20 protein-coding genes, 1 other RNA gene and 1 pseudogene are annotated in these 24,819 nt (G+C 61.7%); 11 read left to right on the top strand and 11 right to left on the bottom strand.

Annotated features, from left to right (window positions below; genetic code table 11):
- Positions 1 to 56 precede the first annotated feature (56 nt).
- The 5 genes from GRI34_RS08040 to GRI34_RS08020 all read right to left on the bottom strand — a co-directional run bounded on the left by GRI34_RS08040 (position 57) and on the right by GRI34_RS08020 (position 9,870).
- On the bottom strand, positions 57 to 1,487 hold the full coding sequence (locus GRI34_RS08040) for a sugar MFS transporter (protein ID WP_160595483.1): 1,431 nt from the start codon (positions 1,485 to 1,487) through the stop codon (positions 57 to 59).
- A 102-nt stretch (positions 1,488 to 1,589) separates the two neighbouring features.
- Positions 1,590 to 3,968 carry a glycoside hydrolase family 3 protein gene (locus GRI34_RS08035; protein ID WP_199800136.1) on the bottom strand — a complete coding sequence of 793 codons (2,379 nt, stop codon included), beginning with the start codon at positions 3,966 to 3,968 and terminating at the stop codon, positions 1,590 to 1,592.
- Positions 3,969 to 4,054: 86 nt separating this feature from the next.
- A complete protein-coding gene (locus GRI34_RS08030; RefSeq protein WP_160595482.1) occupies positions 4,055 to 5,251 on the bottom strand; it encodes an MFS transporter in 1,197 nt (398 codons plus the stop codon).
- A 4-nt stretch (positions 5,252 to 5,255) separates the two neighbouring features.
- Complete coding sequence (locus GRI34_RS08025) at positions 5,256 to 6,305, bottom strand: LacI family DNA-binding transcriptional regulator (RefSeq protein WP_160595481.1); 1,050 nt, start codon at positions 6,303 to 6,305, stop codon at positions 5,256 to 5,258.
- Positions 6,306 to 6,474: 169 nt separating this feature from the next.
- A complete protein-coding gene (locus GRI34_RS08020; RefSeq protein WP_160595480.1) occupies positions 6,475 to 9,870 on the bottom strand; it encodes a TonB-dependent receptor in 3,396 nt (1,131 codons plus the stop codon).
- A 155-nt stretch (positions 9,871 to 10,025) separates the two neighbouring features.
- Between GRI34_RS08020 and GRI34_RS08015 the strand changes: the two genes are divergently transcribed.
- From GRI34_RS08015 to GRI34_RS07990, 6 genes are all read left to right on the top strand, one after another.
- A complete protein-coding gene (locus tag GRI34_RS08015) occupies positions 10,026 to 11,528 on the top strand; it encodes a tryptophan halogenase family protein (protein ID WP_160595479.1) in 1,503 nt (500 codons plus the stop codon).
- Between the two features lie 41 nt (positions 11,529 to 11,569).
- Complete coding sequence (locus GRI34_RS08010) at positions 11,570 to 12,160, top strand: flavin reductase family protein (RefSeq protein ID WP_160595478.1); 591 nt, start codon at positions 11,570 to 11,572, stop codon at positions 12,158 to 12,160.
- Between the two features lie 60 nt (positions 12,161 to 12,220).
- Complete coding sequence (locus tag GRI34_RS08005; protein ID WP_090480527.1) at positions 12,221 to 13,198, top strand: NAD(P)H-dependent flavin oxidoreductase; 978 nt, start codon at positions 12,221 to 12,223, stop codon at positions 13,196 to 13,198.
- A 12-nt stretch (positions 13,199 to 13,210) separates the two neighbouring features.
- Positions 13,211 to 14,353, top strand: coding sequence for an acyl-CoA dehydrogenase family protein (locus GRI34_RS08000; protein WP_160595477.1), 1,143 nt, complete (start codon positions 13,211 to 13,213; stop codon positions 14,351 to 14,353).
- 10 nt (positions 14,354 to 14,363) lie between these two features.
- Positions 14,364 to 15,101: an SDR family NAD(P)-dependent oxidoreductase gene (locus GRI34_RS07995; protein ID WP_160595476.1), complete on the top strand. Its 738-nt coding sequence runs from the start codon at positions 14,364 to 14,366 to the stop codon at positions 15,099 to 15,101.
- 186 nt (positions 15,102 to 15,287) lie between these two features.
- On the top strand, positions 15,288 to 16,313 hold the full coding sequence (locus tag GRI34_RS07990) for an aldo/keto reductase (RefSeq protein WP_160595475.1): 1,026 nt from the start codon (positions 15,288 to 15,290) through the stop codon (positions 16,311 to 16,313).
- A gap of 94 nt (positions 16,314 to 16,407) precedes the next feature.
- On the opposite strand, the gene GRI34_RS07985 is transcribed toward GRI34_RS07990, so the two are convergent.
- The 5 genes from GRI34_RS07985 to GRI34_RS07965 all read right to left on the bottom strand — a co-directional run bounded on the left by GRI34_RS07985 (position 16,408) and on the right by GRI34_RS07965 (position 20,805).
- Positions 16,408 to 16,971, bottom strand: a complete 564-nt coding sequence (locus GRI34_RS07985; protein WP_160595474.1) for a fasciclin domain-containing protein — start codon at positions 16,969 to 16,971, stop codon at positions 16,408 to 16,410.
- 88 nt (positions 16,972 to 17,059) lie between these two features.
- A complete protein-coding gene (locus GRI34_RS07980) occupies positions 17,060 to 17,998 on the bottom strand; it encodes a cation diffusion facilitator family transporter (RefSeq protein WP_160595473.1) in 939 nt (312 codons plus the stop codon).
- 96 nt (positions 17,999 to 18,094) lie between these two features.
- Positions 18,095 to 18,763, bottom strand: coding sequence for a monofunctional biosynthetic peptidoglycan transglycosylase (mtgA, locus tag GRI34_RS07975; protein WP_090480543.1), 669 nt, complete (start codon positions 18,761 to 18,763; stop codon positions 18,095 to 18,097).
- A gap of 69 nt (positions 18,764 to 18,832) precedes the next feature.
- Positions 18,833 to 19,738, bottom strand: coding sequence for an RNA polymerase sigma factor RpoH (rpoH, locus tag GRI34_RS07970; protein WP_177201865.1), 906 nt, complete (start codon positions 19,736 to 19,738; stop codon positions 18,833 to 18,835).
- 122 nt (positions 19,739 to 19,860) lie between these two features.
- Positions 19,861 to 20,805 carry an RluA family pseudouridine synthase gene (locus GRI34_RS07965; RefSeq protein ID WP_160595472.1) on the bottom strand — a complete coding sequence of 315 codons (945 nt, stop codon included), beginning with the start codon at positions 20,803 to 20,805 and terminating at the stop codon, positions 19,861 to 19,863.
- Between the two features lie 16 nt (positions 20,806 to 20,821).
- On the opposite strand from GRI34_RS07965, the gene GRI34_RS07960 reads away from it, so the two are divergent.
- The 5 genes and pseudogenes from GRI34_RS07960 (at position 20,822) to rnpB (ending at position 23,900) form a co-directional block, all read left to right on the top strand.
- Positions 20,822 to 21,217, top strand: a complete 396-nt coding sequence (locus GRI34_RS07960; RefSeq protein WP_160595471.1) for a Mov34/MPN/PAD-1 family protein — start codon at positions 20,822 to 20,824, stop codon at positions 21,215 to 21,217.
- Positions 21,218 to 21,254: 37 nt separating this feature from the next.
- Positions 21,255 to 21,914 (top strand): histidine phosphotransferase family protein, encoded by a 660-nt coding sequence (locus GRI34_RS07955; protein ID WP_160595470.1) that lies wholly within the window; start codon positions 21,255 to 21,257, stop codon positions 21,912 to 21,914.
- 86 nt (positions 21,915 to 22,000) lie between these two features.
- Positions 22,001 to 22,636, top strand: a complete 636-nt coding sequence (locus tag GRI34_RS07950) for an N-acetylmuramoyl-L-alanine amidase (RefSeq protein ID WP_160596448.1) — start codon at positions 22,001 to 22,003, stop codon at positions 22,634 to 22,636.
- Positions 22,637 to 22,708: 72 nt separating this feature from the next.
- A pseudogene (gene aqpZ, locus GRI34_RS07945) lies at positions 22,709 to 23,427 on the top strand (aquaporin Z).
- Between the two features lie 54 nt (positions 23,428 to 23,481).
- Positions 23,482 to 23,900: RNase P RNA component class A (gene rnpB / locus GRI34_RS07940), an RNA gene on the top strand.
- Between the two features lie 18 nt (positions 23,901 to 23,918).
- Here the strand turns inward: rnpB and GRI34_RS07935 are convergent.
- The gene (locus GRI34_RS07935) at positions 23,919 to 24,710 is read right to left on the bottom strand and encodes a metallophosphoesterase family protein (RefSeq protein WP_160595469.1); all 792 of its coding nucleotides are present in this window, start codon (positions 24,708 to 24,710) and stop codon (positions 23,919 to 23,921) included.
- Positions 24,711 to 24,819 lie beyond the last annotated feature (109 nt).

Below are 24,819 nucleotides of genomic sequence, written 5' to 3'. Positions count from 1 at the left end.
GCATGGCAGACCGAAGCCTCCATGCGAACCCCCGAATGTGTCGGTCATGGCCGGCGTCAGGCTACGGCAGGCCTTCTTGCGAAGATGCCGAAGGCTGCGATGATGGCGTAGCACACGATCGGGATGATCATGGCGAAGGCCAGGTCGCCGCCGGTCGCATCGGCTACCACACCGTAGAGCAGCGGAACCACCGCCCCGCCGAAAATCGCGACATTGATGATGCCCGATCCGTCTGCAGCACGCGGGCCGAGCTTTTCGCAGGCCAGCGAGAAGATGGTCGGAAACATGATCGAGTTCATCAGGCCGACCGCCAGCAGGCTGTAAGCTGCCACTTCGCCCGAGGTCATCGCGCTGATGATGATCAACAGGATCGAACCCGTCGCATTGAAGGCGAGAATCTTGCCCGGGCTGAAGATGCGCAGGAAATAGCTGCCGATGAAACGGCCCACCATCGCGCCGCCCCAGTAGAGGCCGATCATCCAGCCGATGACGCTTTCCGGCTCACCCAGAACGCGTTCCTGCGACAGGTAATTGATGATGACCGACCCGATCGAGACCTCGGCGCCGACATACAGGAAGATGCACAACGCGCCGAAGCTGAAGCGCGTACGGGTCAGCAGCGGGTTGTCGTAAAGCCACACGGCAGGAGCCGCCAGGATCAGCGCAACGCCGAGCCAGGGGTTGATCTGGATCGCCGCGAAGACGCCGGCAACGACCAGCGCGAGGCCGACGAGGTAACGCCCCCAAGTAACCAGCTCGCCATCACCCATGATCTTGGAATCGTGCGGCAGGCGGTTACGGAACAGCCAGACTGCGATGGCCACGACCGCGATCAGCGCTGCAAGACCGAGATAGCCCTGCCAAATCGCTTCGCTCTCGGCCTGGCGATATTCCATCAGCGCCTGTCCCGACAATTCGTCGGCGCTCACGGTTGCAAGGCTGCCGAGGATGACGACCGCGCCCACGATCGGGAAGACGGTCGTGCCGAGCGAGTTGAATGCCTGGGCGAAGGTAAGACGGCTATGCGTCGTGCTGGGCGGGCCGAGCAAGGAGATCAGCGGATTGGCCACGACCTGTACGATCACGACCCCGCTGGCGAGGACGAACAGCGCGCCAAGGAAGACGATATAAGTCGCTGTCTGGCTGGCCGGAATGAAGAGCAGGCAGCCCAACATCATGGTCAACAGACCCGCCACCGCGCCGCGCATGTAGCCCAGCTTCTTGACCAGCTTTGCACCCGGAATGCCGATGATGAGGTAAGCTGCGAAAAAGCAGAACTGCACCAGCATCGCTTCGGTCCAGCTGAGCGTGAACAGCTCTTTCAGCTTCGGGATAATGACGTCGTTAAGCGACGTGATCCCGCCGAAAATAAAAAACAGTCCGAAGACGAAATATTGCAGCCCCGGTGCATCCACCGGGGGAGTGTCATCGTCGATCTCAATCGGATTGGGATCGGTGCTTGACGCAACGTCAGGTGCCAAAGCCATTCAATTTTCTCCCCAATGGTCGCCGGTCAAACGCCGCGCGACCCATTATCCTTGTCGGTGTGCCAGCACAGAGCCGCCACGCAAAGCAAATACGAATGCCCGTCAGAACGAGCAGTCGGTCCCCTCTGCAAATTCTTCGCGCACGACCGATCCGATATTGATCGTGAAATCGCCTTCGGAACCCAGTGCCAGCGTCGGGCCGAGGTCCGTTGCGCAGGCCGAAGTGATGATCATCTCGCGATAACCCTTGCCTGCCGCGACAGCCAGTTGCTGCGTGATGTCGAGCGGTTCGCCCGAGCCGACCTTGACATAGAAAGGCGCAAGCGGCCGGTTTTCGACTTCGTAGACGATGCGATAGCCATAGCCATCGTCGCCGTCCCCCTGGACAAGTTCGAGGATGGAGCCTGCGTTGAACGTAAGCTCGCGGGCATCTTCCTGAGCAGTGCGGTCGATCCCGCGGGCGGTGATGCCGCCTGCCGATCCGCGCAGATTGTCGAGCTTGCCGGTTGCCGTGTTGGCGAGCACGCCGTCGGCCAGGCGACCGCTGACATACCAGTCCTTCGCAGCGCCCTGTTCGAGCGGGGCGCAGGTTTCATCGAGGGTCGGCAATGCGCTGGTGTCTGCCAGCGTGCGGCCATAGCCCACGGTAAACAGCGCCCCGTCGGGTCCGTTGAGCGGACCGAAGTCGCACGTGGCAGGCCAGCTGAAACCGAGCTTGCCGGTCGCGGGCATTGCGCCAGTCAGTACGTCGGCAATGCCTGCGCCTTCGCCGCCCGGGAGCCAGGATGCCACGAAGGCATCTGCGATGTTCAATTCGCGGTTCATCCACATGGGACGACCGGAAAGGAATACGGCCACAGTCGGTACGCCTTCGGCCTTGAACTTGCGCAGCAGTTCGAGCCCTTCGGTGTCCGGGAAGCCGAGGTGCTTCCGGTCGCCTGCGAATTCCGCATATGGTTCCTCGCCGAACACCACGACTGCAACGTCGGGCTTGGCTGTGTAGCTGCCGTCCTGCGACAGCGTGGCGTTGCCACCGCTTGCTTCGACAGCGCTTTCGAGACCCGACCAGATCGAGGTCGCGCCCGGGAAGTTCGCATTGGTAAGGTCGCCGCCGCCCTGCCAGGTCAGCGTCCAGCCGCCCGAAGCCTGCGCGATGCTGTCGGCGGCGCTACCGGCAACGAGGACATTCGCCCCTTCCTTTAGGGGAAGGACGCCGTTGTTGGTCAGGATAACCTGCGACTTGGCGACCGCCTCGCGCGCGATGGCGCGATGTTCGGCAGAGCCCAATAGCGCATAATTGCCTGCGTTCGGACGGTCGGAAGGCTTTACGAATTCGTCCAGGAGCCCCGCGCGCATTTTCATGCGCAGCACGCGGCCCACGGCTTCGTCGAGGCGCGCCATCGGGATCGTGCCGTCTTCGACCTGTGCGACCAGCGTTTCTAGCAGGCCCTTCCAGTCGTCGGGGACCATGTAGATGTCGAGACCGGCGAGAAGCGACTGCGGGCAATCGGTGTTGGTGCAGCCCTTAACCTGTCCGTGGCCATTCCAGTCGCCGACCACCAGGCCATCGAAGCCAAGTTCGCCGCGCAGGAAATCGGTCAGCAGCGCTTCGTTGCCGTGCATCTTGCGACCGTTGACCGAATTGAAGCTGGCCATGATCGTTTCGACACCGGCGTCGATCGTTGCCGGATAGGGATAGGCGTGCAGCGCCTTCAGTTCTTCGATGTCGCCGTTCACTTCGCCCTGGTCGACACCTTGATCGGTCCCGCCATCGCCGAAGAAATGCTTCGCGGTGGCTATGACATGGCCTGCGCCCAGACGGTCCGGATCGCCCTTGGTGCCCTGCAGACCCTCGACCAGCGCCGCACCGAGCGGGGCGACGATCTTCGGATCTTCCGAATAGCTTTCATATGTGCGGCCCCAGCGGTCGTCGCGCGCGACGGCCACGGTGGGCGAGAAATTCCAGTCGATGCCCGTTACTTCGATCTCGACTGCCGTGGCATGGCCGATCCGTCGCAGCAGGTCGGCATCGCGGGTCGCGCCAAGGCCGATATTGTGCGGGAAGATCGTGGCCTGAACGACATTGGTGTGGCCGTGGACGGCGTCCGTGCCCCATATGGTCGGGATAATCGGTTCGCCATTTTCCTGCGGCTGGACCGAGGCGAGATACATCTCGTCGGCATAGCGCAGCCATTCGGAAGCCGGGGCGAATTCGTCGCCATAAGGGCCGCCATTGCCGCCGTTGAGATAGCTACCGAAACGATAGCGACGCATGTCTTCGGGTGTGAAGGAATTGATCTGAGGCTGGATCAGCTGCGCGACCTTGCGCTCCACGCTCATCCGGGAAATCAGGTCGGCGACACGCGCGTCTTCTGGGACTTCGGCAACTGGCACCGGGGTGGTTTCGACCTCTGCCGGAATTGCCGAGCAACCGGCCAGGGCAAGGGCCGCCGCCGATGCCGTCCAATACGCCTTGATCATCTTTTCCCTCCGCGCCCTCATTGAATTGAGAACGTTATCAATCGCGAGAAGTGACACGACTTTCAAGGAAAATCAAGCCATCAGATTCAACGCTTGGCTGTGAGGAGGAGCACGGTCGCTATGCCCGCCAGTCCTGCAAGCAGCAAGAACAACGCATCGAAGCCAAACAGGGGCACGAGTGCCAGCGTCAGCCACGGCATGATGAGGCTGGGAACGGTGTTTGTCAGGTTGAAGATGCCGAGGTCGCGCCCGCGCGTTGCCGGCTTGGGCAGGAACCGAAGGGTCTGGCTGGAATGCAGAGCCAGGAATACGCTGGTCGCCAGGCCGAAGATGACATAGCCGAAAATCGCGCTCGACAGCGTATCCGCGATACCCATGATGACCAGGCCCGCCGCGCCTATCCCCGATCCGATGGCCAGCGGCAGAAGCGGCCTGTCGTTGCGATCCGACCAGCGACCGGCAAGCATCGCCAAGGGTATCGACAGGCCCAGGACAAGGGTGAAAACCGTGGCTGTTCGATTGTCGCCGAAATCGGCGTCGATCGTTGCGAACCATACCAGCAAATAGGCGAATAGCGCGGCTTCAGCGATCTGGACGAGCAGTCGCGCCAGCCACATCCGGGCGACTGTGCTCCTCGGCTGCCTGTGGGCGACTGCCGCGTCGCTTTCGCTCGCCGCCGGTGCCGCGGTCAGGTGCGGCATGGCAATCGGCTTTCCGAAAAGCACGACGGGAAGCACGCATATCGCAACGATGGCTGCGACGAGGCTCAGGCGGGCATCGGCATCGGCAACACCGGGGATGGTGACCAAGGCACCCGATAGCGCGCCGAGCGCAGGGGCGAATGCCAGCAGGCCGCCAAGCCTGCCCTTCTGTTCATCGGGCACGCAATCACCTGCCCAGGCCGCAAGAGGGGCGAGCATCATGTTTAAGCCGATTTGCCAGACTACGATTACGCCCAGTAGCTCGGCCGCGCTGTCTGTCCTGCGCACGCTGACGAGCAAAACCGATGAAAGGGCAAGCCCGGCCAAAATCCATCCGCGGCGATTGCGCGTGATATCGCTGAGCCAGCCGAATGCGATGTTCGAAATGCTGGCCGAAATAGCCCCGGCGAACGCAATATAGGCCAAGGCGCCGATCGTATCGGTGGCCTCCAGCTCGCCCACCCGGACCGGGAGCAGCAGGGTTAGGAATGGGACATAGGCGACCGCACCGCCTGCCGCTGCCAGCGCATAGAGCCACAGGAAGCGGCTGGTCTGCCGGTGCCGGGTGTCGCCTAGTTCCATCCGGTCAGGCGGGAGCAGGGCCGGTCGAACCACGAACGACCAATTCGCCCTTTACGCGGACCGGCTCGGTAGGGAGCTGGCCCTTCTTGGCGTCGATCAGCAATTCGACCGCCCGCGATGCCGTTGCGGCGATCGGCTGGTCGACCGCGGTAAGGGGGGGCTGCGTAAACCGCACGATCGGCGAATTGTCGAAACTGATGACCGAAAGGTCTTCGGGAATGCGCAGGCCCATTTCCTTCGCCACTTGCATGCTGGCAAAGGTCATCTGGTCGCTACTGGCGATGATCGCCGTAGGACGCTGGGGCAGGGAGAGCAGCTTTCGTGCCGCTTCAAGCCCGCTGTCGAAACCGAAGTCACCGCGCTCGCACAGGCCGTCGGTCGGAAGTTTCGCGGCGAACATGGCTTCCTTCCAGCCGGCGATACGCCAGTCGGAAAGGCTGAATTCGGATGGGCCTGCAATGAAGCCGATCCTTTCGTGGCCGAGGTCGAGCAGGTGCTCGGTCGCTATTCGTGCGTTGTGCGTATCGCCCATGGTCATGGGGATGCCCGGACCCGGGTCGGTCGAGCCGATCCGCGCAAACGGTATGCCGCGTTCGGCAAGAAGGCCGGTGATCAGCGGGTTGCCGGAGTGGGGCGGGGTGAGGATCACGCCATCTGGCTGCAGGGCCGCGATGGCCGCGCCCAGTTCGCGCTCGACATGGTCGTTGTGCGTATCGACCAACTCGATGAGCATGCGATAGCCGTGTTCTGCACAGGTCAGCATCCCGCCAAGCAGCATCTGGTCGACCCAGTCGCGGCCTTCGCGCGCACGCCAGTCGGCAATGGTCAGGTCACGGTCGTTGATCGCAAGAATGAGATAGGACCGCGAACCGCTCATCCGCTGGGCAGCGATCGAGGGGACATAGCCGAGCTTGTCGATGCTCGCCTGGACCCGCTCTTTCATCGCGGGCCGCACATTGGGCTCGTTGTTTATGACGCGGCTGACCGTCTGGAGCGAAACCCCAGCGTCTGCTGCCACGTGCTTGATGGTCACGGCCTGACGGCGCCTGCCCATAACGAAACCCCCGAATGGTCAATTGGATATCGACCGGTCCACAGCCAACCTAATCCTGGCGGTCAGGATTTGGAATGGTCCGGATGCGTTTTTTCAAGAGTCGGAAGACAAACGGGCCCCGGTCTCGCAACCGGGGCCCGTAGTGTTTTCCTGCCTTCAACCCCGGTTCTTAGAAATTGAACCTGGCGAGGAAGGTGTAACGGCGATCGTTACGGAAGGCGTTACTGATGAAGCGCGTGCCGTCGTAATCGACCACGGTCGAGAGCTTGGTCACTTCGTCGAGCAGGTTCACGCCCTGCACGCCGATCTTCAGGTTCTCGTTGACCGTGTAGAAGATCGATGCGTCCAGCTGTCCGCCCGCTTCCTGGAACGTCGGCGAGAACGGGAAGAGATCGTCTCGCGGCGTGACCAGGAACTCGCTACGCCAATTGTAAGCGGCACGGGCCGAGAACGGTCCCTTCTCGTAGAAGATCACGCCGTTGATGGTGGATTCGGAGAAACCACGCAACGGCAGCTGTGCCTGGAACGGTCCGACGTTCTGCGGCGAGGCACCGTCGGCGACCGACGGGTTGCCGATGTCCGACAGCGTCGGGTTCGTGAAGTCGCCGGCATCGATGTAGGTGTAGGATGCCTGCACCCCGAAGCCGTCGAGCAGACCAGGCAGGAAGTCGAACTTGTGCTGGTAAGCCAGTTCGAAGCCCTTGAGCGTGCCGTCGTAATCATTGGCAGGGCCAGTGATGATGACGTCAGCCGTCGTGCCGCTTTCCGCGGTGTAGGTCTGCAGACCCGTACCCTGGTCGATCAGGCCGGTGATGTCCTTGATGAAGAAGGCAGCCGTAAGCGAGCCGACTTCGGCAAAGTACCATTCTGCCGACACATCGTAGTTCCACGATTCGACCGGGCGAACACCGCGGTTACCCGTGGTGATCGAGAGCAGCGGACCGCTATCGACACGGCCACTGAAACCGAAGACCCCGCCTGCGCTGAAGTTGTTCAGATCGGGACGGACGATGCCCTTCGAAACGGCGCCGCGAAGGACGAAGCCGGTGTTGGTGTCGAGCCTGATATTGAAGCTCGGCAGCCAGTGATCGAAGGTGATGTCGCGGTTGTCGCGTATGACTTCGCCGGTGAACAGCGAGGCATATTCGGCCAGGCGCGCACCTTCCAAATCGCAATAGAGGATCTGCGGTCCGAATGCGGAACCCGTGTCCGGATCGATCGGCGCGTCTGGCGGCAGGACCGGGCAGGAGCCGGAGATTTCGTCCGGTTGCACGATGCCGTCGCCGTTGCCACCATTATCAACTGCATCGAACTGCGCCGGATCGGGGAATGCGACCAGCGAATCGGTACGTACGAGCGTGTCGGCATAACGCAGGCCGATGTTACCGCCGATCGACCAGCCATTGTCGAAGTCCATGCCGTAATCGACACGAGCATAGGCAGCGGTAGTCGTTTCGGCCACGTCGGAAATTTCCGACGGGCAGAACGGGTCACACTGGACGACGCGGCCATCGAGCAGCGTGCGCTGGCGGCCGTTCACGCCAAGGTTGAAGCGTTCCGGCGTCTGCGAGAAGGTCGTGAGCTCGTCCCACTGGCCATCGATCGTACCGTCGAGGTAATCCTGCAGGAAGTCGTCGCCGCCGTAGAACCAGGCTTCGCCGCCCGGGATCGGGGTCGCAACTTCGCCGCGCTGGAAACCGTCCGCGAAGGGCGAACGCAGCTGCGAGAAGTTCGGGAATTCATCCGTGAACGCACCGCCGGCAATCGCGAATTCCTGACCAGGAAGACCCGTGTAGAAACGACCCGGAGTGAAGCCAGGCTGACCCCAGTCATAGGAGATCGTTCCGGCGCCGCCCGGGTTACAGCCCGGACCTTCGCCCCACGGCGCACAGCCGCCACGGCCGGCCCACGGAGCCGACAGGTTGCCCCAGGTGCTGAAGTTGGTGTTCCGCGTCGTGCGCTCACGGGCAGCCCAGCGAGCACCGAAGCGGGCCTTCTTGAAGAAGCCATCTTCGCTGATGTCGTACTCGAAGTCGCCGCGCAGGCTGAACATGTCGGCATCGTTGTCTTCGCGGCTGTCGAGGCCGAACCAGTAGTAAGTGTAGAAGCCCGAGCTGAAGTAGTCCGCCGGTGCGCCGAGCGGTGCGACGAACTGGACGTTCGGGGTTTCGCCCGAAAGGTCCAGATCAATGTCGGCCCAGGTGCTCATCGCGCCGAATACGGAATCGCGGGTCAGGTCAGACTTGATGTACTGCGCTTCGAAGTTACCGCGAAAGCGATCCGAGAAGATCGTGTCGATATCGAACGAGATGTCCTGGGTGACGCTCTTGGTGTCACGCAGGAAGCGCAGGCTGTCGAGCGGAATACCGCCGAGACCGAAGGGCGTTGCATAGGCATCGCCGACATTGTCGGTGAGGATGCCGCTGACGAACTTGCCGTCTTCGAACTGCCAGTTGCTGTCCGAACGCGGTTCCGGCGAGGAAACGCCATCGTCCATGCGGCCGATCAGGGCGAATTCTTCGGTCGAGAAAGTCGTTTCCGAACGCAGGTATTCCAGCGTCATCAGGAGGCCGCCGTCGAGCGTTTCGAACTGGGCGACACCCGAGATCGCTTCGCGGTCGCGGTCGAGATCGGTGGTGCGAACGCCAGCGTACTGCGGCACCAGGACGGAGCCGGAGGGCGGGAATTCATTGGGCTGGAAGTTCGGTTCGTCACCGAAACCGCCGGAATTGAGGTCGAATACGCGCTGGCATCCGCCGCTCAGGTCGGCCGGACGGTAGCAGGGATCGATCGCCTGCGAGGAGTCGGTGCGGCTCTTGAGCTTCGAGTTCGAGTAGCTCAGCTGGACACCAAAGGTGCCCTGCGCGCTGTCGAATGTGTCCGAAACCAGCAGGTTGTAGGTCGGCGACCACTTTTCGCGCAGGTCGCCATAGTTGGCTTCGATCGAGCCGGCGACGTTCAGGCCGGGCTTGTCCAGCGGCTTGCGCGTGACGAGATTGACGAGACCCGAAATCTGGCCCTCGATCATGTCCGCGGTAACGTTCTTGAAGACTTCGACGCGGCCGACGAGTTCGGGCGATACGTCTTCGAAGCTCAGGCTGCGACCGCCGGTGGCGGAGAAGATGTCACGACCGTTCAGCTCCGAGCGACCGAAATTGTCGGGCAGACCGCGGATGATGACGCCGGTGCCTTCAACAGAGAAACGGGTGGGATCGGAGGTCTTCTCGAAGCGACCGATGTTGACGCCAGGGACACGCTGCAGCGCTTCGGCGACCGAACGGTCGGCCAGTGCGCCGATGTCTTCAGCCGTGATGACGTCGACGACGGTATCGGCCCGCTCCTTGATGTCCTGCGCGCTGCGCAGCGAGGCAGCGATACCGGTGACGACGATGACGTTCTGCTCGTCGAGTTCTTCCGGAGTGCCGCCGGCACTTTCTTCGGTGAGATCTTCATCCGCATCCTGCGCGAAAGCAGGCTGTGCAGCGACGAGCGCAAGGCTCGACGCGGTCGTCAATGCGGCAATGCGGCGCCCATACGTGGCGGCGGCTGAGTTGGTGCGAGACATGTATCCTCCCTGGGTCCCAAGCGATATGTCAGGACGAATCCTGCATTCATTCTGTCATATATCGCTACTTGTTAGCGTTCACAACATACAATATGAACGTTCACAACAATCGTGGCAGACTGGCAACAGCTGCCCTTTGCTGGCATGGGGTCTTAATGGCTATCGAACATATCGTAATCGTGGGTGGCGGCACCGCAGGCTGGATGGCCGCAGCCGCACTTTCGCGCATCCGTGACGGACGTAACCTGAAGATCACTCTCATCGAATCCGAGCAGATAGGTACGGTCGGTGTGGGCGAGGCGACGATCCCGCCATTCGTGGAATTCAACCAGGCGCTGGAAATCGACGAGCGCGAAATGCTCTCGGCGACGCAGGGCACGTTCAAGCTGGGCATCCAGTTCAGCAATTGGGGGCAGGTCGGCGAAAGCTACATCCACCCCTTCGGTAATTACGGATATGACCTTGGTGGCATCAATTTCCACCAGGTCTGGCATGCCCTTCGCCAGCGCGGCGACAAGAGGCCTTTGCAAGCGTTCAATCTCGAGACGATGGCAGCCTATTTCGGGCGCTTCTCGCGCACGCAGGATTATAACCGTGATGACCTGCCGCCGATGAACTATGCCTATCACATCGACGCCACGCGCTATGCCGGCTTCCTGCGGCAATATGCGGAAAAGCGCGGTGTCGTGCGCCAGGAAGGGCGCGTCGACGATGTTTCGCTGCATGCGGAAAGCGGCTTCGTTAAGTCGGTAACCCTCCAGAGCGGCCAGACGATCGAGGGCGATTTCTTCGTCGATTGTTCCGGCTTTCGCGGATTGCTGATCGAGCAGGCTCTCGAGACGGGATACGAAGAATGGACCCATTTGCTGCCGTGCGACCGCGCGGTGGCCTTGCCCTGCAATCGCGACGACGGGTCTCCGCCTCCGCCTTTCACCAAGGCGACGGCGCATGCTGCGGGCTGGCAATGGCAGGTCCCGCTCCAGCATCGCAACGGCAATGGCCACGTCTATTGCAGTGAATTCATGTCGGATGACGAGGCGCATGACATTCTGGTCAAAAACCTCGCGGGAAAGCCGACGGCGGAACCCAATTTCCTGCGTTTTGTGACGGGGCGGCGGAAAAAGTTCTGGAACAAGAACGTCGTCTCCATCGGCCTTGCATCGGGTTTTATGGAACCGCTGGAATCGACCTCGATCCATCTCATCAACACGGGCGTCAACAAGCTGATTGCCTTGCTGTCGCTGGACGGGGTCAACGAGGCGCAGATCAGCACCTACAACCGGATCACGCGCAAGGAATACGAGCGGATCCGCGACTTCCTCGTCCTGCACTACAACGCGACACGCCGGAACGATTCGCCCTTTTGGGATCATGTTCGCACCATGGAGGTGCCGGATACGCTCACCGAGAAGGTTGAGATATTCAAGGCGAATGGCCAGGTGCTTCGCGAAGAAGACGAGCTTTTTACTACCACCAGCTGGGCGGCAGTCATGATGGGCCAAGGCATCTCGATGGTCGGCAACAGCCCAATGGCCGATAATGTCGCAACCCAGATGGCGGGCGAGGTCGACGAGATGGAGAAATCGATCCGCTGGCTGGTCGAAAGAATGCCGGGTCACGGCCAATACGTCCAGAAATACGGCCCCGCTCCGGCGTAATCCTTGCCCTTGGCCACGGCGCGGGTTAGCGCTCACCGGCAATGTTCGACCCGCAGGCTTTCCGCAGCGCTCTCGGCTCCTTCGTGACCGGCGTCACCATCGTGACGACGCGGGACGAGGGCGGGCGCCCCATCGGCCTGACGGCGAACAGTTTCAACTCGGTCAGCCTCGATCCGCCGATGGTCCTGTGGAGCCTGTCGCTGCATTCCGGCAGTCTGCCGGTCTTCCGCGAAGCGAAGAGCTGGGCCGTGCATGTGCTCGCCGCAGACCAACAGGCGATGTCCGACCGCTTCGCTCAGCCGGGACAGGACAAGTTTGACGGACTCGCCGCCGAAGACGGGCCGGAGGGCGCCCCGCTGATCGAAGGCTACGCCGCGCGCTTCGGATGTCGTGCCCGGTTCGAATACGAGGGCGGCGACCACGCCATTTTCCTTGGCGAAGTAATCGACTTCGAACGGCGCGAAGCAGAGCCGTTGATCTATCATTCTGGCAATTACGGCCGTGTGATGCGCTCTCCCACCGGCGAAGACCTCGAGCATGAGGGGCTGGCCGAGAAAACTTCCGGCGGCCTTGCCCTTACGGAACGCGGAGCCGAACTGATGGAAGCGCTGCAACGCCTGTCGAAGCGCTAGACTCGACACAATTGCCCCGATACCGGTTGCGAAAAGCAACCAGCAGGAGAGGCAGCCATCATGAAAACGCGTATCACCGAAATGTTCGGCATCGAGCATCCGATCATCCAGGGCGGCATGCATTACGTCGGCTTTGCGGAAATGGCGGCGGCGGTATCCAATGCGGGTGGCCTCGGTATCATCACCGCGCTGACGCAGGGCACTCCGGAAAAGCTGGCGAACGAAATCGCGCGTTGCAAGGACATGACCGACAAACCGATCGGCGTGAACCTGACCTTCCTGCCGACGGTCAATGCACCCGACTATCCGGGCCTCGTACGGACGATCATCGAAGGCGGCGTGAAAATCGTGGAAACGGCAGGCAACAACCCGGCGCAGGTGTTGCCCTTCTTCAAGGATGCAGGGGTCAAAGTGATCCACAAATGCACCAGCGTGCGCCACAGCCTGAAAGCCCAGTCGATCGGCTGCGACGCGGTGTCGGTCGACGGCTTCGAGTGCGGCGGCCACCCGGGCGAAGACGACATCCCGAACATGATCCTGCTCCCGCGTGCGGCGGACGAGCTGGAAATCCCCTTCGTCGCCAGCGGCGGCCAGGCCGATGCCCGCAGCCTCGTCGCCAGCCTCGCCATGGGCGCCGACGGCATCAACATGGGCACGCGCTTCATCGCCACCAAGGAAGCGCCGGTGCACGAGAACGTGAAGAAGGCGATCGTCGCGGCGAGCGAGCTCGACACCCGCCTCGTAATGCGCCCGCTGCGCAATACCGAGCGCGTGATGACCAACGATGCGGTCGAGGAACTGCTCGAAATCGAGAAGCAGAAGGGCGATGATCTCAAGTTCGAGGACATCATCGAACAGGTCGCCGGCGTTTATCCGCGGATCATGACCGAAGGTGACATGGACGCGGGCGCGTGGTCGTGCGGCATGGTGGCCGGGCTCATCAACGACATCCCGACCTGCAAGGAACTGATCGACGGCATCATGGCCGATGCGGACAAGATCATCCGCCAGCGCCTCGCCGGATTCATCGACGCCTAGGAGCCGCCCGCCATGCTCGATACCGCCAAGCGCTTCGCCTATAACGAAGACCACGAGGCCTTTCGCGACACGGTGCGCAGGGTCTTTGCCGAACACATGACCCCCTTCCTCGACAAGCACGAGGAAGAGGGCATTGTCGGCCGCGAAGCGTGGAAGGCGCTGGGCGAGGCTGGCATGCTCTGCCCCACCGTGGCTGAGGAGAATGGCGGCCTCGGCCTCGATTTCGGGTTCAACTGCGTCATTGCTGAAGAGCTGTCGTACCTCGGCTCATCTGCAGGTTTCACTTTGCAGAACGACATCACGGTCAATTATTTCGAGCGGCTCGGCACGGACGAGCAGAAGGCGAAATACCTGCCCGGCATGGTGTCCGGCGACATCATCACCGCCATTGCCATGACCGAACCGGGCGCGGGCAGCGATCTGCAGGGCGTGCGCACGACCGCCGTTCTCGACGGCGACGAATGGGTCATCAACGGATCAAAAACCTACATCACCAACGGCCAGAATGCCGATGTCGTGATCGTGGTCGCCAAGACCGATCCAAGCCAGGGCGCCAAGGGCACTTCGCTAATTCTCGTGGATGCCGGTACTCCAGGTTTCGAACGGGGGCGCAATCTCGACAAGATCGGCCAGCACGCAGCCGATACATCCGAATTGTTCTTCCAGGATTGCCGAGTGCCGAAGGACAATCTGCTCGGCGGGGAAGGGCGCGGGTTCATTCACCTGATGGAAGAGCTGCCTCAGGAACGCCTGTCCATCGCCGTCGGCGCACAGGCCGGTGCCCAGCGCGCCTTCGACGAGGCCGTCGCCTTCACCAAGGACCGCAAGGCGTTCGGCAGGAAGGTATTCGAGTTCCAGAACACCAAGTTCGTGCTCGCGGATCTTGCCGCCAAATTGCAGGTCGGCTGGGCGCATCTGGACTGGGCAATCCTGCGCCATCTGGAAGGCAAGCTGACCACGGACGAGGCGAGCGCGGCGAAGCTGTGGCATACCGACCTTCAATGGGAATGCTGCGACCAGGCGCTGCAGTTGCATGGCGGTGCGGGATACATGAACGAATATCCCATTGCCCGCCTGTGGCGCGACGCCCGCGTTCAGCGCATCTACGGCGGTACGAACGAAATCATGAAGGAAGTCGTCAGCCGCGCGATCTAAGGAGAATACCATGACCGACCCGCTGGATTTTTCAGGCAAGAACGTCCTCGTGATCGGAGGGACAAGTGGGATTGGCAACGGTATCGCCCACGGCTTTCGCGATCACGGCGCGGACGTCCACGTCACCGGCACGCGCGCCAAGGCGGACGATTACTCGGAGGCCGACGGCAGCGTGATGGAAGGGCTGACTTTCCATTCGCTCGACGTCAGCGACCGCGATGCGGTCGATGCCTTCGAATGGCCCGAACGGCTGGATGTGGTGGTGCTGTGCCAGGGCATCGCCCGCTACAATCGCGAGGAATTCACCCGCGAAGGGTGGGATGCCGTGATGGCGGTCAATCTCGACTCCCTGCTCGATTGCGCCAATGCGGTGCGCATGAAGCTGGCCGATACGGGCGGCTCGCTGCTCATCGTCAGCTCCATCGGCGGCTATCGAGGACTGATCGGAAATCCGGCCTACGGCGCCAGCAAGGCGGCCGCAATCAGCATGGTCAAATCCCTGGGCGTGGCTTTCGCTGCGGAAGGTATTCGCGTGAACGGCATTGCTCCGGGCTATGTCCACACCAAGATCAACGATGCTTTCCTCGGCAACGAGAAGTTCCGCGATGCCACTATCAAGAGCACGCCGCGGGGACGCTTGGGGCTGCCGCAGGACATGGCAGGGGTGGCCCTGTTCCTCTCCTCGCCGCTTGCCGATTACGTCGTCGGCCAGACGATCAGCGTGGACGGCGGGTTGTCGCTGGCCTGATCGCGCCGACGCTTCTCCTTTCCTACCCGGGCGGTAAATGGCAGTCCTGATGAGTGGGGACGGACGAAACTGTGCATCGAGGTGTCAACCGGATGTCGTTTTGAGAATAGGTTTGAAAACAAACACTAAGAGCCGATTTGCAAAGGCGACACACTGTCGCCTTCGTCACCCGGCAAGGATGTGAACATGGAATACGTCAATCTCGGCCGGTCCGGCCTCAAGGTCTCCCGCCTGTGCCTCGGCTGCATGAGCTATGGCGACACCAGCAGGGGCTGGCACGGCGACTGGGTGCTGTCCGAAAGGGAGAGCCGCCCCTTCATCCGCGAGGCGGTGGAGGCGGGGATCAATTTCTTCGACACGGCCAATATGTATTCGATGGGTGCGTCCGAAGAAGTGGTCGGCAGGCTGCTGCCCGAATTTGCAAAGCGTGACGAGATCGTGGTGGCGACCAAGGCCTTCCTGCCCTGGCGGCAGGCGCCCAATGCCGGCGGGCTTTCGCGCAAAAGCCTGATCCAGGCGATGGATGACAGCCTGGACCGGCTGGGGATGGACTATGTCGATCTCTACCAGATCCATCGCTGGGACGAGAGCACGCCGATCGAGGAAACGATGGAGGCGCTGCACGATATCGTGAAGTCGGGCAAGGCGCGCTACATCGGCGCGTCCTCCATGGCGGCATGGCAATTCGCCAAGGCGCAGGAGGTGGCGCGCGCAAACGGGTGGACGCCCTTTATCTCGATGCAGAACCACGTGAACCTGCTCTATCGCGAGGAAGAGCGCGAAATGATCCCGCTGTGCCGGGACCAGGGCGTCGGGATCATTCCGTGGTCGCCGCTGGCACGCGGAAAGCTGGCAAGGGCCTGGGACGAAAGCACCGTGCGCAGCGAAACCGATGGTTTCGGCAAGATGCTCTACACGCAGAATGTCGATGCGGACCGCGCTATCGTCGAAGCTGTCGGCAAGATCGCCGAGGGGCGCGGCGTGTCACGGGCGACCGTGGCGCTCGCATGGCATTTCGCAGTCGACGGGATCACCGCGCCGATTATCGGGGCGACCAAGGATGGCCACATTGCGGCGGCGGTGTCAGCGATGTCGCTCGACCTGACCCAGGAAGAGGTGGAAAGCCTCGAAAGTCCCTATGCGCCGAAAACGCCTGTTGGCGTCGCCTCAACCGCGCCGCGAAACTGGTCGCTGACGCTCAAGGGCAAATAAAAGTCCCGCCCGGCGCTTTGCGGAACCGGGCGGGACAGTCGGCACTGATGTGCGAAGGGGATACAACGCTCACGGCAGTGCCGGGAGCTGGACCTTAACCGGGCAGGAAAACGCTGTCCGTGACGTGGATGACGCCGTTGGTGGTCTTCACGTCGGCCTGGATGACTTCGGCTTCACGGCCAGCGGCATCGGTGACGACGATTGCGCTGCCATCGAAGCTGGCGGTCAGAGTTTCGCCGGCCAGCGTCTCGAATTCATAGCTTCCGCCCGACTGGCGGATGGCCTGCGACAGGCGCGCTGCCGGGATGCGGCCGGCCACCACGTGATAGGTCAGGATGGTGGTCAGCGTATCGCGGTTTTCGGGCAGCAGCAGGCTCTCGACCGTGCCGTCCGGCAGCTCGCCGAATGCGTCGTCGGTCGGTGCGAAGACGGTGTAGGGGCCGGGCGACGACAGTGTCTCAACAAGACCTGCAGTGTCGACGGCGGTGACCAGCGTTTCGTGGATGCCGGTACTCATGGCGGCTTCTACGATATTGGGCTGGGACTTCTTCGCGCCGTGATTATGGGCGAGGGCCGGCGCGCCGGCGGCAAGGGCGAAACCGCCCATGGCGAGGACCGATGCTGCAGCAGCGGCTTTGACTTTCTTAGTAATAGGCAAGGAAACTCTCCGAATTTTCTGCCCGTCCAGTGACACAAGCACTCGGCAGGACTGACGTTCCGGAGAAACGGCTAAATTCTGCGGTTTTCTAGGCGCAGAAATTCGATCTCTGTGACCGTGTTTTCTCAATCTGGATAGTTGCGTGCTGAATCCGGTGGTGATGTTCCAATTCGTCCGCGACTTCGTAGAGGAATTCATCGCCGGGATGGCCGGCTGGCATTACGAGATGCGCCGTAAGCGCGGTCTCTGTGGTCGACATCGGCCAGATATGCAGATCGTGGACGGCCTCCACCCCGTCGAGCGAGGCGAGGTAAGTGCGCACGGACTTTTCCGAGATGCCTTTCGGCACCGCCAGAAGGCTCATTGCGACACTGTCCTTCAGCAGCCCCCAGGTGCCCCATGCGATGACCGCAACGATGACGAGGCTGACCGCCGGATCGATCCACAGTGCGCCAGTGTAGATAATGGCGATACCGGCGAGGACGACACCAAGGCTCACCAACGCATCCGCTGCCATGTGCAGGAAAGCGCCGCGAATGTTGAGGTCGTGCTCCCGTCCGCGCAGGAAGAGGAGGGCAGTGCCGGTATTGATGGCGATGCCGATGCCCGCAACGATGACCATGGTCATGCCCTGGACCGGCTGGGGATTGGAAATGCGGTGCGCCGTTTCGAATGCGATGGCGCCGATCGCGATCAGCAGCAACGCAGCATTGGCGAGGGCTGCGAGAATGGTCGAGCTCTTGTAGCCATAAGTGAATCGCTCGTTCGGAGGACGCTTGGCAGCGACGCTGGCGCCCCAGGCCAGTAGCAGGGCCAGCACGTCGGAGAGGTTGTGCCCGGCATCCGCGATCAGCGCCATTGAGCCGGAAATCCATCCGTACACCGCCTCGACGAAGACGAAGCCGGTGTTGAGGATGATGCCGATCAGGAATGCGCGGCCGAAATCCTTCGGTGCATGGGAATGCCCGTGCCCGGAATGGTCGTGGTCATGCCCACCTGCGTGATCATGGCTGTGGCCTATGCCCAACTGCCAATGCCTTCCTTGCGTTGCTTCCTGCCCTCAGACCATCACTGGCCTCGAAAGGCAAACATTACAGCGAGATATCCTGTCAGCGGAAAGAGGCTATTCGTAGATGCAGCTGTCGAGCCCGTCCCGCGCCACCACGCCAATGCGCGCCGAAATCGTGTTCCCGTGTCTGCGCAGCCAGCCGCCGGGATTTGTCACCGAGCGTTCCTGCGGCAGCGGAAGGGCGGCGGCCATGCGTGCCGCTTCGAGGGGCGTGAGGCTCGCCGCCGACTTACGGAAATAGCGCTGCGCTCCCGCTTCGGCGCCGTATGTGCCAATGCCCGTCTCCGCGACATTCAGATAGACTTCCATGATCCGCCGCTTGTCCCAGATATTCTCGATCAGGACGGTGAACCAGGCTTCCAGCCCTTTGCGGAAATAGCCTCCGCCCTGCCACAGGAAGACGTTTTTCGCGGTCTGCTGGCTGATCGTCGACCCGCCGCGAATCCGGCCACCCTTGGCGTTCTGTTCGATGGCATTCTCGATAGCCTCGCGGTCGAAGCCGTCATGCGTACAGAACTTGCCGTCCTCCGCAGCGATAACTGCCCGTACAAGGTTCCGGTCGATGTTCGACAGCGGCTCCCAGTCCTTGGTGATCCCGTCACCGTTCATCACCATGGTCGCCGTTACCGGAACCGGTACGAACTTGAACGTCAGCACCAGCAGCAGGCTGAGGGCCACGAAGCCGAGCAGGAACTTGAACAGGAAACGGACGAGAAAACGCATGGATTGCCCTTGGATAAAAAAACGGCGCGAGGAAAGCCCCGCGCCGTTTCGATGTCATATGGTCGCGATTTAGGCAGCGCCCGGCAGAAGCCTCTCGCCGGCAATGGCCTTCATCGCCTTCTGCAGCTTTTCGAAAGCGCGCACCTCGATCTGGCGGATGCGTTCGCGGCTGACCGAGTAGACCTGGCTCAATTCCTCGAGCGTCTGCGGATTGTCCGTCAGGCGACGTTCGGTGAGAATGTGCTTTTCGCGGTCGTTGAGGCTGTCCATCGCTTCCACGAGCATTTCGTGGCGGACTTCCTTTTCTTCCGCGTCGGCCACCGTCTCGTCCTGAAGCGGACGATCATCAGTCAGCCAGTCGAGCCATTCGCCCGAGCCTTCTTCGCCGTTGCGCATGGAGACGTTGAGCGAACCGTCGCCGCCCATCATCATCCGGCGGTTCATGTTGATCACTTCCTGCTCGGGCACGCCGAGATCGGTCGCGATCTTGTTCACGTCGTCGGGATGAAGGTCCGTATCCTCGTAAGCGTCGAGGTTCTTCTTCATGCGGCGCAGGTTGAAGAACAGCTTCTTCTGCGCGGCAGTGGTACCCATTTTCACGAGCGACCAGCTGCGCAGGATATATTCCTGGATGCTCGCCTTGATCCACCACATCGCATAGGTCGCGAGGCGGAAGCCGCGATCGGCTTCGAACTTCTTCACGCCCTGCATGAGGCCGACGTTACCTTCGGAAATGAGATCGGAAACCGGCAGGCCATAGCCGCGGTAACCCATCGCGATTTTCGAGACGAGTCGCAGGTGAGACGTCACGAGCTGCGCCGCAGCATCGGGATCGTCGTGTTCCTCGTAGCGCTTCGCGAGCATGTATTCCTGCTCTTGCGTCAGCACCGGGAACTTCTTGATTTCGGAAAGATAGCGGTTGAGGCTCTGCTCCCCGCCGAGCGCCGGAACGCTCAAAGATTTGGTGTTGCTCACTTATTCCTGACCTTTCTAGCGTCGACCTCGTTTGCCGGACCCCTGATGGGCATCCGGTCTATCGGGCCACTGGGTTACTTATACCGCAATCTGCGGAAAAATGCATCTGTCTTTCGTCGATTTCAACGTGCGGTTTCGTCGATAAGTTCCCGCATATCGGCAGGCATTTCGGCGCGGAAATCCAGGCTTTCATCGCTGATAGGATGCCTGAGTCCCAGACGTGCTGCATGGAGGGCTTGGCGTTCGAAATGCAGCTCGTCGAGCAAGCCTCTAAGGGGCTTCGGAGTGCGGCCGTAGACAGGGTCTCCTAATAGCGCATGACCGATTGATGCACAGTGAACGCGGACCTGGTGCGTGCGCCCGGTTTCGAGCCGGCATTCGATCAGTGCGCAGTGATCGAGCAGGCGCAGGGTCTCGTAATGAGTCACCGCGTGCTTTCCGCGGGAGGAGGTGTCGGGCAGCACCGCCATCTTCTTCCGGTCCCTGTCGGAGCGTCCGATCCTACTGGAAACGGTCCCGGCGGGCGGGTTTGGGTGTCCGGCGCAAATAGCCAGGTAGCGGCGGGTGATCGAGTGGTCGGCAAATTGCGCGGCGAGGCCTTCGTGAGCGGCATCGGACTTGGCCACCACCAGCAAGCCGCTGGTATCCTTGTCGATCCGGTGAACGATGCCGGGCCGTTCGATCCCGTTGATCCCCGACAGCCTGCCCCTGCAATGATGGAGCAGCGCGTTGACCAGCGTCCCGTCCTGGTTTCCCGCGGCGGGATGGACGACCATTCCGGCGGGTTTGTCGACGACCAGCAGGTCGTCGTCCTCGTAGACGACCACCAGCGGAATGTCTTGCGCCGGAGTGTCGAGCGGTGTCGGAGCGGGCAGGGCAATGCGCCAATTCTCCTCGCCCTGCACCTTGGCGGAGGCCGATTTCGCCACGGTCTTTCCGATCGTGACCGCGCCTTCGGCGATCAGCGCCTTGATCCTCTCGCGCGACAGGCCGGACGCTTCGGCCAACGCCTTGTCGAGCCTTCCGGGCGAAGTCAGCACTCCAGTGAGGATTTCCGGCGAAGACATGCTATCGCCATGGGCGATGACGCTCGAACTCTCAAGCCGCCTTGTCGAGGCCATGGTATCGCAGGCAACCTCGGCGCACCCGCGCGAATGCTGCGGCGTGCTGCTGGGAGAAGGCGACCGGATCACTGAAGTCCGCCCCGCGACCAATGTTCACCCTGAGCCCGAACGGCATTTCGAGATCGACCCGCAACAGCTCGTCGATGCCCATCGCAATGCCCGTAGCGGCGGCCCGGCTGTGCTGGGGTATTACCATTCGCACCCCAACGGCCGCGACGGCCCTTCTGCGGAAGATGCGGCCATGGCGGCAGGCGACGGGGCGGTATGGGCGATAATCGCGTCGGATCGAGTCACCTTTTGGCGGGCAGGGGATGGCGGCTTCACGGCGCTTCCCTATGTGGTTCGCGAACGCTAGAAGACCGCAACCAATTTCCATTCCCGACGGGGCTTTAATGACCGACAGCAATCCCACCGATCTTGCGGCAATGCTTTGCTCGCGCCTTTGCCATGACATGTTGAGCCCGGTGGGGGCCCTGAGCAACGGGCTCGAATTGCTGGCGGTGGAAACCGATCCGGAAATGCGCAAGAGCGTGATGGAACTGCTCGAACAGAGCGCGACGATTTCCACCAACAAGCTCAAGTTCTTCCGCCTCGCGTTCGGTGCAGCAGGAGGCTTCGGCGACCGCGTCGACGTTGCGGAACCGCGTTCGCTGATCGAGGCGCTGGCGGGCGATAACGACAAGATCCAGATCAACTGGGCGATCGAAACCGCCAATCTTTCCAAGCCGTCCGTGAAAGTCCTGCTCAACTTCGCCCAGATCGCAATCGATGCGCTGGTGCGCGGCGGCACGCTGGATGTCGGCGCGGAAGTGCGCGATGGCAATTGCGAGATCGTGGTTCGCGCCACCGGGCCCAAGATCGCTTTTGACGAAACTATCGGCAAGGCGATCGAAGGCAGCCTGCCGTCCTCCGAGCTGTCGAGCCGCACTGCCGCAGCGCACATGATCGCTCTGCTGGCCGAGGAATCGGGTGGCGGTCTGCAATATGCGCGCACCGACGAAGCCCTGGTGCTTGGTGCGGTCCTGCCCGAGCCGGAAGGGCTGATCGGTTGAGCGGCGAGGGCGGCTCGACCGGAGACGAACTCGTCCATCGCGAGCGACTCTCGCCCAATTTCGACGAGCGTACCCTGCCGGTCTCGATGGTGGTCATCCATTATACCGAGATGACCAGCGCCGATGTCGCGCTGGAGCGTATGTGCGATCCGGAAGCCAAGGTTTCCGCGCATTACCTCATTTCCGAAGCGGGCGAGGTGACCCGTCTCGTCGCTGAAGAAAAGCGCGCGTGGCACGCAGGCCTTTCTTACTGGCGCGGGCATAAGGACGTGAATTCCGCCAGCATCGGAATCGAACTGGATCATCCCGGCCATTTGCACGGTTACAGGGATTTCAGCGAAGCGCAGTTCGAAGCACTCGTGCCGCTGGTCGCGCGGATGGTGAAAGAGCACAATATCCCCCGCGCCAATGTGGTGGGCCATTCCGACGTTGCGCCGGCGCGCAAAATCGATCCGGGCGAGCTTTTCCCGTGGGAAAGGCTGGCCGAATACGGGCTATGCCTGCCGACACCCAAGATCGAACTTGGCGACCCGTTCGACAATGACGGCGCGTTCTATCTCGCGCTCGAACGGTTCGGATACGACATTACCGATGGGCACAAAGCGGTCGAAGCCTTCCAGCGACGCTGGCGCCCGCGCAAGATCGATGGCGAGATTGACGGCGAGATAAGAGCGATCCTGTTTCAGCTCCTGCTCGACCGTGACCGGGGCGTAACGCGGTAGTTTTCAACAGGCTGATTTGATCTTTGTTAGTATTTGGGCACTCTTTCCGAAGTCGGGAGAGGGAGAACTCCAATGCTAAGGAAACTTTTCGCAGAATTCTTCGGTACCTATTGGCTCGTTTCGGTGGCTGCGGCGCGGCTGTCCTTGCCGCCGCATTCCCCGATCTGGGGATCGGTTTTGTAGGGGTGGCACTGGCTTTCGGCCTGACGGTTCTGACCATGGCCTATGCCGTAGGCGGAATTTCTGGCGGACATTTCAACCCGGCGGTTTCGCTGGGCCTGGCAGTCGCCAACCGCTTCGCCTGGAAGGATTTACTGCCCTATTGGGGCGCGCAGCTTATCGGCGCCTTCTGCGCTGCAGGGACGCTGTTCGTCATAGCTTCGGGTGTCGCCGATTGGACCCCGGGAGGATTTGCCTCCAACGGTTTCGGCGATCTGTCGCCCGGCGGTTATTCGATGCAGGCCGCGCTTGTGGCTGAAATCGTCCTGACTGCGGCGTTCTTGGTCATCATTCTGGGATCGACTTCCGACAAGGTACCGGGCGGTTTCGCGCCGATCTCGATCGGGCTTGGCCTGACCCTGATCCACCTGATCTCGATTCCGGTTACCAACACTTCGGTAAATCCCGCACGCTCGACCGGCGTTGCGTTCTATGCCGAAACCGGTGCTGTCGGGCAGCTCTGGCTATTCTGGCTCGCGCCCCTTGTGGGTGCCGCCATCGGCGCCGTCATCTGGCGTTATCTGCTTTCGCCTGACGAGACGCTGGCAAATATCGGAGGCGATGCAGGCTGACAGTTATACGAGGCGGCTTTTCCTAAGCCGTCTCTGACCCTATAGGGGCTTGTGCCAGGGGGCCGGGCAGCCGCGGGTGTTCGCATCCGAGGAAAGTCCGGGCTCCACGAAACGAGGGTGGCGGGTAACGCCCGCCGCGGGCAACCGTAGGGAAAGTGCCGCAGAGAGTAGACCGCCGATGGCTCTTTCGGGAGATCAGGCAAGGCTGAAAGGGTGCGGTAAGAGCGCACCGGGGTTCTGGTAACAGCGCCCGCATGGCAAACCCCACCCGGAGCAAGGCCGAATAGGGGTGGCGCGCTCTCGCAAGAGGGCCGGGGTGTTTCGCCCCGAGTGTAACAGCTGCGACCGCCCGGGTTGGCTGCTTGAGCCGCGGAGCGATCCGCGGCCCAGACGAATGGCTGCCGCCGCGGATACGGTCCGGTTTCGGATACCGTCTGCGGAGACAGAACCCGGCTTACAGGCCCCCTGGCGCTTATAATGGAGCTTGCGAATTACGAGGTGGTAATGCTGCCATCTTCGGCCTGGGCGGCCTGGATGGTTCGCCTGCTGTCACCCTCGAGAACAAGTGCGGTCAGGCGACCGGTACGAAATGCCCCGGTATCGACCCCGATCCGATTGCCATTATCTTCGACCTCTTCGAAAATCGTATGGCCATGCACCACGACATGGCTGAGCGGCTCTGCATGAGAGAGGAAGCGGTCGCGGATCCACAACAGATCCTTGCGCTTCTGGTCGTCGATGGCCCGCTTGGGATTAATCCCGGCATGGGCGAGGACATAATCGCCGACCACGATGATTTCTTCGAAGCTTTCGAGGAATTCACGATCCTTGGCGGGCACCGCCTTCTGCATCACCTTCTGCACCTCTTCGAGCTGCATGCGGTTGTATTCCTTCTTCTTCACTCCGTAGCTGAGCACCGTCTCGCGCCCGCCATGACGCAAGAAGTGGCGCAGCGTTTCCTTGTCGGTGAAGCTGTCGAGGAACATTTCTTCATGGTTGCCCGCAAGATAGCGGACCTTGCGCTTCTTGCCCCATTTGCGGGCAAGCTTGATGACGCCCGCGCTGTCGGGTCCACGGTCGACGAGATCGCCAAGGAAGACGACCGTCGTGTCTGCCGCGCCCGCCTGCGCATCGTCTTGCTCAATGGCAGCCTGCAACGCCTCAAGCAGGTCGAGCCGTCCGTGAATGTCGCCGATCACATACCAACGCTCGCCCTCAGGGACGCGCGCGATGCGGCGGTCCTTGTCGGGTTTGCGGAAGAGATTGCGTAGGGACTGGATCATGGTTTCTCTGGCGGCACTCTCGTGCTGTGCGCATCTAATGCACAGCCGATATAGCAGCAAGCGCTGAGCCGCAGCTTAACGCCTTCGCAGTTGCACAATAGCCACGCTT

Source organism: Qipengyuania aquimaris, assembly GCF_009827445.1.
In the GTDB taxonomy this organism is placed as follows: Bacteria; Pseudomonadota; Alphaproteobacteria; order Sphingomonadales; family Sphingomonadaceae; genus Qipengyuania; species Qipengyuania aquimaris.
The sequence above is the reverse complement of the archived record's forward strand: the minus strand, read 5'-3'. Positions and strand labels throughout refer to the sequence as shown.